11 protein-coding genes are annotated in these 10,174 nt (G+C 52.7%); all 11 read right to left on the minus strand.

Translation table 11 applies throughout. From position 1 onward, the window contains the following. Positions 1–1,083, minus strand: a complete 1,083-nt coding sequence (mraY, locus tag EQY_RS0103820) for a phospho-N-acetylmuramoyl-pentapeptide-transferase (protein WP_000964122.1) — start codon at positions 1,081–1,083, stop codon at positions 1–3. After that, on the minus strand, positions 1,077–2,435 hold the full coding sequence (murF, locus tag EQY_RS0103825) for a UDP-N-acetylmuramoyl-tripeptide--D-alanyl-D-alanine ligase (RefSeq protein WP_000626700.1): 1,359 nt from the start codon (positions 2,433–2,435) through the stop codon (positions 1,077–1,079). The genes mraY and murF overlap by 7 nt, the downstream gene beginning before the upstream one ends. Then, entirely contained in the window at positions 2,432–3,919 is a 1,488-nt protein-coding gene (murE, locus tag EQY_RS0103830) for a UDP-N-acetylmuramoyl-L-alanyl-D-glutamate--2,6-diaminopimelate ligase (protein ID WP_000785114.1), read from the minus strand. The genes murF and murE overlap by 4 nt, the downstream gene beginning before the upstream one ends. Next, positions 3,906–5,672: a peptidoglycan glycosyltransferase FtsI gene (gene ftsI / locus EQY_RS0103835; RefSeq protein WP_000642204.1), complete on the minus strand. Its 1,767-nt coding sequence runs from the start codon at positions 5,670–5,672 to the stop codon at positions 3,906–3,908. The genes murE and ftsI overlap by 14 nt, the downstream gene beginning before the upstream one ends. Positions 5,673–5,687: 15 nt before the next feature. Further along, positions 5,688–6,053: a cell division protein FtsL gene (gene ftsL, locus EQY_RS0103840; protein WP_000625658.1), complete on the minus strand. Its 366-nt coding sequence runs from the start codon at positions 6,051–6,053 to the stop codon at positions 5,688–5,690. Next, entirely contained in the window at positions 6,050–6,991 is a 942-nt protein-coding gene (gene rsmH / locus EQY_RS0103845; protein ID WP_000970479.1) for a 16S rRNA (cytosine(1402)-N(4))-methyltransferase RsmH, read from the minus strand. The genes ftsL and rsmH overlap by 4 nt, the downstream gene beginning before the upstream one ends. 1 nt (position 6,992) lies before the next feature. Then, the gene (gene mraZ / locus EQY_RS0103850) at positions 6,993–7,451 is read right to left on the minus strand and encodes a division/cell wall cluster transcriptional repressor MraZ (RefSeq protein ID WP_000488288.1); all 459 of its coding nucleotides are present in this window, start codon (positions 7,449–7,451) and stop codon (positions 6,993–6,995) included. 601 nt (positions 7,452–8,052) lie between these two features. After that, positions 8,053–9,057, minus strand: a complete 1,005-nt coding sequence (gene cra / locus EQY_RS0103855) for a catabolite repressor/activator (RefSeq protein ID WP_000762401.1) — start codon at positions 9,055–9,057, stop codon at positions 8,053–8,055. 81 nt (positions 9,058–9,138) lie between these two features. Then, the gene (locus tag EQY_RS26050) at positions 9,139–9,225 is read right to left on the minus strand and encodes a hypothetical protein (protein WP_032224418.1); all 87 of its coding nucleotides are present in this window, start codon (positions 9,223–9,225) and stop codon (positions 9,139–9,141) included. An 11-nt stretch (positions 9,226–9,236) separates the two neighbouring features. After that, positions 9,237–9,728, minus strand: a complete 492-nt coding sequence (gene ilvN, locus EQY_RS0103865) for an acetolactate synthase small subunit (protein WP_010355142.1) — start codon at positions 9,726–9,728, stop codon at positions 9,237–9,239. A 2-nt stretch (positions 9,729–9,730) separates the two neighbouring features. Continuing rightward, positions 9,731–10,174 (minus strand): thiamine pyrophosphate-dependent enzyme (locus EQY_RS0103870; protein ID WP_000295787.1); only part of this gene is annotated, 444 nt, incomplete at its 5' end.

Genomic DNA, 10,174 nt, shown 5'->3' on the forward strand with positions numbered 1-10,174 from the left:
TTAACGTACCTTCAGCGTTGCCAGACCAATCAGGACCAGCATCAGCGAAATAATCCAGAAACGCACAATGACGCGCGGTTCCGGCCAGCCTTTCAGTTCATAGTGGTGATGAATCGGCGCCATGCGGAAAATACGTTGCCCGCGCAGTTTAAAGGAGCCGACTTGCAAAATAACCGACAGGGTTTCGACGACAAACACGCCGCCCATAATCACCAGCAGGAATTCCTGACGCAGCAGTACGGCGATAATGCCCAACGCGCCGCCTAATGCCAACGAACCAACATCGCCCATAAAGACCTGTGCCGGATAGGTGTTAAACCACAGGAAGCCCAGCCCTGCTCCGACTATCGCGGTACAGACAATGACCAGTTCCCCTGCATGTCGCAGATACGGTATGTGTAAATAGCTGGCAAAGTTCATGTTGCCGGTCGCCCACGCCACCAGCGCAAAACCACCAGCGACAAATACGGTCGGCATAATCGCCAGGCCATCAAGACCATCGGTCAGGTTTACTGCGTTACCGGTGCCGACAATAACGAAGTAGGCCAGCAGGATGTAGAACAAACCTAACTGCGGCATCACATCCTTAAAGAACGGTACAACCAATTGCGTTGCTGGCGTGTCTTTCCCGGCAAGGTACAAAGCGAAAGCAACACCCAGCGCAATGACCGACATCCAGAAATACTTCCAGCGTGCGATCAACCCTTTGGTGTCTTTGCGCACCACTTTGCGATAGTCATCAACGAAGCCAATGATGCCGTAACCAACCAGCACCACCAGTACGCACCAGACATACGGGTTAGACGGGTAAGCCCACAGCAGTACGGAGATCACAATCGCCGTCAGGATCATAATCCCGCCCATAGTCGGCGTACCGCGCTTGCTGAAGTGCGATTCCGGGCCATCGTTACGCACCACCTGACCAAAGGAGAGTTTTTGCAGATGAGCAATCATGCGCGGCCCCATCCACAATGAGATGAACAGCGCGGTCAGCAGGCTGACGATGGCGCGAAACGTCAGATAGGAAAAGACGTTAAAGCCGGAATAATATTTGACCAAATGTTCGGCCAGCCAAACTAACATGTCCCATTCTCCTGTAAAGCGCGTACTACCTCTTCCATGGCAGCACTACGTGAACCCTTAACTAAAATCGTAATCACCTGTTGCTCTGCAATCAGTGACTTAAGACGCGTAATTAACGCGGATTTATCAGCAAAATGTTCGCCAACACCGCTGGCGGTGCTGATAGCATGGCTTTGTTTACCCACGCTTAATACACGGTCAATACCGGCAGCTTTTGCCGCTTCGCCCACCTGTACATGGCAGGCTTCGCTTTCAGCGCCCAGTTCCGCCATATCGCCGACAACCAGTACACGGTAGCCCGGCATCTCAGCCAGAACCTGAACAGCGGCGGTCATGGAACCGACGTTAGCGTTGTAGGAGTCGTCAAGCAGCAACTGGTTTTCCGCCAGTTGAATGGGGAACAAACGACCTGGAACAGCTTTCAGATTTGCCAGCCCCGCTTTGATAGCATCAAGCGTTGCGCCCACGGACATGGAGAGCGCAGCGGCTGCCAGCGCATTCGCAATATTGTGACGCCCTGGTAGCGGTAGCAGAGCATCCACGCTACCCGTTGGGGTTTGCAGGGTAAATTCCGTACCGTGCGAAGTCACATGGATATTGGTGGCGGTGAAATCGCTGTTGGCGGCATTGGGTGAGAAACGCCACACTTTGCGTGAGCCAATTACGCTCTGCCAGTTCAGCCAGTCGTTGTTGTCGGCGTTCATAATGGCGATACCGTTTTCCGGCAGGCCGCTAAAGATTTCACCTTTCGCTTTTGCCACGCCCTCCAAAGAACCGAAGCCTTCCAGATGCGCCGCCGCCAGGTTGTTGACCAGCGCCGCTTCCGGGCGAGTCAGACTCACAGTCCAGGCAATTTCGCCCTGATGGTTCGCGCCAAGTTCAATAACTGCGTAATCGTATTCCGGCGTTAAGCGCAACAGCGTCATCGGCACGCCGATGTCGTTGTTGAGATTGCCTGCCGTATAAAGCGTGTTGCCGCACTGGCTTAAAATCGCCGCCGTCATCTCTTTAACGGAGGTTTTGCCGGAGGAACCGGTCAGAGCAACCACGCGCGCCGGAACTTGCTGGCGAACCCATGCAGCCAGTTCACCAAACGCCAGACGCGTATCTTTAACGATTAACTGCGGCAGATCGATATCCAGCGGACGGCTAACCAGTAGTGCGCCCGCGCCGCCAGCTTTCGCCTGGTCAGCAAAGTCATGAGCATCGAAACGTTCGCCTTTCAGGGCAACAAACAGGCAGCCCGGCGTCAGTTTTCGCGTGTCAGTGGTTACAGCATCAAGGGTGATATCTGCACCTTGCAGTTCACCGTTGAGAATATCGGTAAGTTGGCTAAGGGTTACGCTAATCATGCAATCACCCCCAGCAGACGCGCCACCGTGACGCGATCGGAGTAGTCCAGACGCTGATTGCCAACAATCTGATAATCTTCATGGCCTTTGCCCGCGACCAGCACCACATCATTCTCTTTAGCCTGCATAACGGCGCACGTTACCGCTTCAGCGCGGCCTTCCATCACTTTGACATGTCCGGCGTCTAACATTCCCGCCAGAATATCGTTGATGATAGCGCGCGGTTCTTCGGTACGCGGGTTATCGTCCGTCACCACCGCCACGTCAGCAAATTCTTCAGCAATTGCGCCCATCAGTGGACGCTTACCTTTATCGCGATCGCCACCGCAGCCAAAGACGCACCACAGCTTGCCCGCACAGTGCAGCCGCGCCGCCTGTAAGGCTTTTTCCAGTGCATCCGGCGTATGCGCGTAATCCACCACCACCGTCGGTTTGCCTGGTGCAGTGAACACTTCCATACGTCCGCAAACCGGTTGCAGACGCGCGGCGGTTTTCAACAGTTCAGTCAATGGATAGCCAAGTGCCAGCAGTGTCGCCAGCGCCAGCAGCAAGTTACTGACGTTAAAAGCGCCCATCAGATGACTTTCAATTTCGCCATCGCCCCAACTTGAGCTAAAGCGAATCACCGCACCGCTGTCGTGATAGTTCACGTCGATCGCTTTTAACCAGCGTCCGTGACAGTTCGGATTGATATGATCTTCCATTGATACCGCAACCGCGTCCGGCAGTTTTGCCAGCCAGCGGCGGCCCACTTCATCGTCGGCGTTAATAATCGCCTGACCGCAATGATGCTCAGAATAAAGCAGCCATTTCGCGGCTTCGTAGTGTTCCATATCACCATGATAATCAAGGTGATCGCGGCTTAAGTTGGTAAAGACCGACGCCGCAAATTTCAATGCCGCCACACGGTGCTGTACCAGCCCGTGGGAGGAAACTTCCATTGCGCAAAACGTCGCGCCCTGATCCACCAGCCCCGCCAGCTCATGCTGAACGTCAACTGCCGATCCGGTTGTATTTTCCGTCGGGATGACTTTCCCCAGCAGGCCGTTACCAACGGTGCCCATTACCGCGCTGGTTTCGCCAAGCAGTTGGCTCCACTGCGCCAGAAGCTGGGTAGTCGTGGTTTTGCCGTTGGTGCCCGTTACGCCCACGAGACGTAAATTGTCAGAGGGTTCATGGTAAAAGCGGCCCGCCAGTGCAGATAAACGCTCATTGAGCTGGCTGAGATAGATGACCGGTACGCCGTGCATTTCACGGATTTCACCGTCGGTCGCCTCATCTTTCGCCTCTGCAATAATGGCAGCCACACCTTGCGCTATCGCCTGCGGGATATATCGACGCCCGTCCGCCTGATGACCTACTACAGCTACAAAGAGATCGCCCGCCGCAGCCACACGGCTGTCGAGTGTCATCTCTCGCAGTGCTCGCGAAGGTGCGTCTGGCACCCACGGAGCAAGAAGGTCGCGCAAATTACGATCTGCCACCTGTCCCCTCGCCTTGATTAATCACAAATTCATTTTTATCGCCCGTTGTCAGCGCATCCGGCTCGATGTTCATGGTACGCAATACGCCGCCCATGATGGCACCAAAGACCGGCGCGGAAACGGCGCCGCCGTAGTATTTACCCGCCTGCGGATCGTTGATAACAACAACCAGCGCGAAGCGCGGCTGACTCGCAGGCGCAACGCCTGCGGTATAAGCAATATATTTATTGATGTAGCGACCATCCGGCCCGACCTTTTTCGCAGTACCGGTTTTAATGGCGATACGATAGCCTTTAATCGCCGCCTTCACGCCACCGCCGCCCGGTAGCGCCACGCTTTCCATCATATGCACCACGGTGCGAACAATGGATTCCGGGAAGACACGTTCACCGGGAACCGGGGGGTCAACTTTAGTAATCGACAGCGGGCGATAAATGCCGTAGCTGCCGATAGTTGCGTAGACTCGCGCTAACTGTAACGGTGTTACCATTAGCCCGTAGCCGAAAGAGAAGGTGGCCCTCTCTATGTCAGACCACCGTTGTTTTTGAGGATATAAGCCACTGCGTTCTCCGACCAACCCCAAATTGGTCGCTTTTCCCAGTCCAAAACGTGAGTAAGTGTCTACTAACGCTGAGGACGGCATCGCTAACGCCAGCTTGGAAACACCGACGTTACTCGACTTCTGTAATACCCCGGTCAGGGTTAATTCGCTGTAGCGCGCCACGTCTTTGATTTCGTGGCCGTTAATTCGATAAGGAACGGTATTCAGTACCGAGTTTTCCCGCACGACGCCGCGTTGCAGCGCAGTCATCACCACCATCGGCTTGACGGTTGAACCCGGTTCAAACACGTCGGTGATGGTACGGTTACGCATCGCCTCTTTCGGCGTGCCACTCAGATTGTTTGGGTTATATGACGGGCTGTTAGCCATCGCCAGCACTTCACCGGTGTTGACATCCACCAGCACGGCACTACCGGATTCCGCCTTGTTAAAGGCCACCGCGTTGTTGAGTTCGCGATAAACCAGCGCCTGCAGGCGTTCATCAATACTCAGCGCCAGGTTGTGCGCTGCCTGGCTGTCGGTGGAAGAAATATCTTCAATTACGCGACCGTAGCGGTCTTTTCGCACAATGCGTTCGCCCGGCTGCCCGGTAAGCCATTTATCGAAACTCTTCTCGACACCCTCAATCCCCTGACTATCGACGTTGGTAAAGCCGATGAGGTGAGCGGTCACTTCGCCAGACGGATAATAACGGCGAGATTCTTCACGCAGATGAATCCCCGGTAGTTTTAGTTTCTTGATGTAGTCCGCCATGTCAGGGTTTACCTGACGCGCCAGATAAATAAAGCGTCCTTTCGGGTTGGCGTTAATGCGGGCTGAGAGCTGATCCAGCGGAATGTTAAGCGCGTTAGCCAGCGCCTTCCAGCGGTCACCGACGCTGATACCACCAGCGTCATGCACTTCTTTTGGGTCAGCCCAGATCGCTTTTACCGGCACACTTACTGCTAATGGGCGACCAGAGCGGTCAGTAATCATGCCGCGTGAGGTGGATACTTGTTGAACGCGAAGAGAGCGCATGTCGCCCTCTTTAACCAGCATATCCGGGGAGATAACCTGTAACCACGCTACGCGCCCGAGCAGAAAAGCCAGCGCCAGTAAAATACAGCCGCATAACAACGCAAAACGCCAACTGATAAAGTTGGCATGTTCTTCCTGACGTTTTGGTTTCTGCGTTTTCGCCGCTGCTTTCATGCGTCGCGTTTATCCTTATTTTTGCACTACGATATTTTCTTGTGATGGATCGACATGCTGCATTTGCAGCTTCTCCGTGGCGATCCTTTCCACCCGGCTATGGTCGCCGAGCGCATTCTCTTCAAGAATCAGGTTGCGCCATTCAATGTCTAAAGCGTCTCGCTCCAGCACCAATTGTTCGCGCTGAGCGGTCAGCAAACGGGTATGGTGTGCTGTGGTCACCACAGTCACCGCCGTCAAAATAATGCAAATGAACAGGCAGAGTGGCAGCTTCCCAAATCGCAAAAGATCGTCACCAATGACGCCAGGCAAGGCATGGCGCTCGTGACTTCCCATCGATCCTTTAACTTTGCTTAGAGCTTCTGTCACTCTGCTGATCATGCGTTCGTCCTCTCTGCAATACGCAGAACTGAACTACGGGCGCGAGGGTTCTCTGCCACCTCTTCTTCGCCCGGCATCAACTTGCCTAGTGCTCGCAACTGACGGCCACCCAGTTTTTTGAGCTGCTCTTCGGTCATCGGTAATCCTGCCGGAACCTGCGGACCACGACTGTTTTCACGCATAAAGCGTTTCACAATACGGTCTTCCAGCGAATGAAAACTGATGATCGAAAGCCGCCCACCTGGCGCCAGCACGTTGAGCGAGCTTTTTAGCGCCTGCTCTATCTCCTCCAGTTCACTGTTTACCCAGATGCGCACCGCCTGGAAGGTACGGGTCGCGGGATGTTTGAATTTGTCCTTCACCGGCGTTGCCGCCGCCACCACTTCTGCCAGTTCTTTGGTGCGTGTCATCGGCTGTTCGCGGTTACGCTCGACAATGGCGCGCGCAATACGTTTAGCGAAACGTTCTTCGCCATACGTTTTCAATACCCAGGCGATATCGGCTTCTTCGGCAGTTTGTAGCCATTCAGCAGCGGATTGACCGCGCGTCGGATCCATACGCATGTCCAGCGGGCCATCGCGCATAAAGGAAAAACCGCGTTCAGCATCATCGAGTTGTGGTGAAGAGACGCCAAGATCGAGGAGAATGCCGTCAATCTTGCCGATAAGATCACGCTCGGCGACGTATTCGCCCAGCGCGGAGAAAGGTCCATGTATGATGGAGAAGCGCGGATCATCAATAGTCTTCGCAACGGCAATAGCCTGCGGATCGCGATCGATCGCCAGCAAACGTCCCTCTTCGCCAAGCTGCGAGAGGATCAGACGTGAGTGACCACCGCGACCAAAAGTTCCATCAATGTAGATACCGTCAGGACGGATATTGAGGCCATTTACGGCTTCATCCAGCAGCACCGTAGTGTGTTTATAGTTTTCCATCATTTTATAGAGACAAGTCCTGCAGCCGCTCCGATAAGTTTTCGGTAGCCAACTGTTCTGCGTCGATATCTTCCCTGACTTGTTGATGCCAGGTTGTTTCATCCCACAGTTCAAACTTATTGAACTGTCCAACCAACATCACTTCTTTTGTCAGCCCGGCATGTTGCCGCAGTACTGGCGCGATTAACAATCGACCTGCGCCATCCATCTGACATTCGCTGGCATGACCTAACAGAAGGCGCTGCACACGGCGCTCAACCGGGTTCATGCTCGACAGACGCGATAATTTTTGCTCGATAATTTCCCATTCAGGAAGGGGGTAAAGCAGCAGACATGGGTGATGAATGTCAATGGTACACACCATTTGACCGGCAGCGTTCCCGAGCAGCTCTTCCCGATAACGGGTGGGCACCGATAAGCGCCCTTTACTGTCGAGATTGACTAACGTTGCTCCCCGGAACATGCCAGTCTTCCCCCAATTACCACTTTATCCCACAAATTCCCACTAAAAGGAGTTTACGGAGCGGAGGAAAAGCTTGTCAAGCCAGGAACATTCCTTACCGAAGCAAAAAACCCGATGTTTACGACTAATATCTGCATTGTTTAAAAATCGCCCAACGAACGAAGCAAATTAACGTTATGAATAGTTGTAAGAAAAAATCCCACTCATCATTACCGTTTTAAAAACGACTTCTTTTTCCTTAATGAAAATATAAAGTGTCAGTTTGCGACGCGAGCGGCATTTTAGGACATATCGCCCCCGGATAACAGTCCCTGTTGCGCACGCGCCATGCCTGACGTCAGCGACTTTGCGTAAAAGATTAGAAAAGTGTTTGTTTAATCGGCAATTGCCGATTTGCATGTAACAAAATAATGCAATCGCAATCCATCGTTACGACTTAATTATCATTAAGCACATCGAATGAAGTTAATTGGTGAGATATTTAGAAGGTCTTATGGATAATAGTCAGGAATAGTCTTATTTACATAAAGGATATTGATGTCCAATTACGTACTCAATGCGCCAGCCGCAATCAACCGGCGCATCATTTTTTGTTTAACGTTTAGCTACGACTGAGTACGCCGCGACGATAGAGATTTCGTTTGATGCGCGTTAAGCCTGGTTTTGGCTTACGCGGCTCGTCCAGACTCGCCAGGACAATCTCCAGCACGCGCTCAGCGACATCCCGATGACGCTGAGCCACGGCCAGCACAGGACATTGTAAGAAGTCGAGCAATTCGTTATCGCCAAAGGTGGCAATCGCCAGATCGGAAGGCAGTTTACCATCGCGACGCAACGTGACATCCATCACTCCCTGCAACAATGCAAAAGAGGTAGTGAACAGCGCCTGCGGCATCGGATGCGTTTCCAGCCATTTTTCGAATAACTGGGCAGCAGCTTCCCGCTCATAGCTATTGGCATAAAGGAAATGCACTTCGCGCGGATCATCTTTCCAGGCAGTTCGGAAACCCTGCTCACGCAGGAAGCTGACAGAAAGCTCCGGCAGCGCGCCAAGATAAAGTACTGTTTCGGCCGGAAACTTACGTAACTCTTCCGCCAACATTTCGGCATCATCCTGGTCGGCACCAACCACGCTGGTGAAATGTTCACGATCGAGGGCGCGATCCAGCGCGACAATTGGGAACGGGTCATTAGCCCAGCGTTGATAGAAAGGATGCTCTGGCGGCAGCGAAGTCGAAACAATGATGGCATCGACCTGACGCTGTAAAAGATGCTCAATACAACGCATTTCGTTGTCTGGCTGATCTTCGGAACAAGCAATGAGTAGCTGATAGCCGCGTTGACGCGCCTGGCGTTCAAGATAGTTAGCAATGCGGGTATAACTTGTGTTCTCAAGATCGGGGATAACAAGACCAATAGAACGTGTGCGTCCAGCACGAAGCCCAGCCGCCACGGCATTCGGGTGGTAATTGTGCTCACGCACCACTGCCATGACTTTCTCAACGGTTTTGTCGCTCACACGGTATTGCTTCGCTTTGCCGTTAATAACATAGCTTGCAGTGGTCCGCGACACTCCCGCCAGCCGAGCGATTTCATCCAGTTTCACAATTGCCCCTTGCGTAAAATGTAAAAACCATAACCATTGTACTGGTATGGATTAAATTCATTAACATCTAAGCGCAGAAAATTAACTGCGGCAACTGCTTTTATTCCAGGTTCCTACTAAATTCGCAAAAAAAGCCCAACGTGACTTATTGGGCTGCAAATTGCACATTGAGATCATTCTCAACGCATTATTTTATCGCCGCGCGAAAGACCGACGACGCCGGAGCGGGCAACTTCAACAATTTTCGCCACATCGCGAATCGATGCTAAAAATGCGTCGAGTTTATCGCTGGTACCTGCCAGTTGAACGGTATAAAGCGAAGGCGTGACATCAATGATTTGCCCACGAAATATTTCCGTATTGCGTTTCACTTCGTCACGTCCATAGCCGCTGGCCTGAATTTTCACCAGCATAATCTCCCGCTCAACGTGCGCGCCCTGCCCCAGCTCGCTCACGCGCAACACATCGACCAGCTTGTGTAATTGCTTTTCGATTTGCTCAAGCACTTTTTCATCGCCCACGGTCTGGATGGTCATACGCGATAATGTCGGATCGTCGGTTGGCGCAACGGTCAGGCTTTCAATGTTATAGCCACGCTGGGCAAAAAGGCCGATCACGCGGGATAACGCGCCTGATTCATTTTCGAGTAATACTGATAATATCCGGCGCATAATCAGGTTCTCTCCGTTTTGCTTAACCACATTTCATCCATTCCGCCCCCGCGAATCTGCATCGGATAAACGTGCTCACTGCCATCGACGGTGACATCAACAAATACCAGGCGATTATTTCGTACCTGTTCCAGCGCCTCGCCAAGTTTACTTTCCAGCTCATCCGGGCGCGAAATCTGGATACCAACATGACCATAGGCTTCTGCCAGGCGGACGAAATCTGGCAGAGATTGCATATAAGATTGTGAATGACGGCCGGAATAGATCATGTCCTGCCACTGTTTCACCATCCCCAGATAGCGGTTATTAAGATTCACCACCAGCACCGGAAGCTCGTATTGCAAGGCTGTAGACAGCTCCTGAATATTCATCTGAATACTGCCGTCACCAGTAACGCAGACCACAGTTTCTTCCGGCAGCGCCATTTTGACGCCCAGCGCCGCAGG

The sequence above is a fragment of the Escherichia sp. TW14182 genome, assembly GCF_000208525.1.
GTDB lineage: Bacteria > Pseudomonadota > Gammaproteobacteria > Enterobacterales > Enterobacteriaceae > Escherichia > Escherichia ruysiae.

Excerpts from the sequence above, each read along its gene's own strand:
- mraY (WP_000964122.1), bottom strand. The coding sequence starts at position 1,083 with ATGTTAGTTTGGCTGGCCGAACATTTGGTCAAATATTATTCCGGCTTT.
- murF (WP_000626700.1), bottom strand. The coding sequence starts at position 2,435 with ATGATTAGCGTAACCCTTAGCCAACTTACCGATATTCTCAACGGTGAA.
- ftsI (WP_000642204.1), bottom strand. The coding sequence starts at position 5,672 with ATGAAAGCAGCGGCGAAAACGCAGAAACCAAAACGTCAGGAAGAACAT.
- ftsL (WP_000625658.1), bottom strand. The coding sequence starts at position 6,053 with ATGATCAGCAGAGTGACAGAAGCTCTAAGCAAAGTTAAAGGATCGATG.
- rsmH (WP_000970479.1), bottom strand. The coding sequence starts at position 6,991 with ATGATGGAAAACTATAAACACACTACGGTGCTGCTGGATGAAGCCGTA.
- mraZ (WP_000488288.1), bottom strand. The coding sequence starts at position 7,451 with ATGTTCCGGGGAGCAACGTTAGTCAATCTCGACAGTAAAGGGCGCTTA.
- EQY_RS26050 (WP_032224418.1), bottom strand. The coding sequence starts at position 9,225 with ATGTGCAATTTGCAGCCCAATAAGTCACGTTGGGCTTTTTTTGCGAAT.
- ilvN (WP_010355142.1), bottom strand. The coding sequence starts at position 9,728 with ATGCGCCGGATATTATCAGTATTACTCGAAAATGAATCAGGCGCGTTA.